General features: G+C 60.9%; 1 protein-coding gene. It reads left to right on the top strand.

The features are described from left to right. On the top strand, nucleotides 1–529 hold a 529-nt coding region (locus tag NTD82_RS10840), incomplete at both ends, for an immunoglobulin-like domain-containing protein (protein WP_262128746.1).

Genomic DNA, 529 nt, shown 5'->3' with positions numbered 1-529 from the left:
ACCTAACAACGTGTTGAACACCAACACTCCGCTGACCAACAGCATCACCGGCGTGACGGGCGGTAACTACGAGCACCTGGAAACTGCAGGCACTCCGACCACCGTCGTCACAGATGATCCAACTCGCCTCGACACCACTGGTCTGACGCTCAGCGCCACCGGCTCCGTCCAGGAAGGCGGCAACATCGTCTACACCGCCAAGCTGACCAACCCGGCTGGCACCGAAATGAAGATCACTTTGAGCAATGGTGAAACCATCACTATCGCCAAGGACGCCACCGAAGGCAGCGTCACCTTCGCTGCGCCGAAAGACACCGTTTATGTCGACGCGGGCAGCGTCAGTGTGACCATTACTGGGACCGCCGGTGGCGACTTCGAGCACCTCGAGGTCAGTCCGACTGCAGCAGTGACTGCTGTCACCGACAGCATCGACACCAGCACCGTGACCCTGACCGCCACCCCAAGCGTGACCGAAGGCGGCGTCGTCACTTACACCGCGAGCGTCACTGCACCAGTAACTGGCGCACCA

The sequence above is a fragment of the Pseudomonas sp. 5P_5.1_Bac1 genome (assembly GCF_025466015.1).
Classification (GTDB): Bacteria; Pseudomonadota; Gammaproteobacteria; order Pseudomonadales; family Pseudomonadaceae; genus Aquipseudomonas.
The sequence above is the reverse complement of the archived record's forward strand: the minus strand, read 5'-3'. Positions and strand labels throughout refer to the sequence as shown.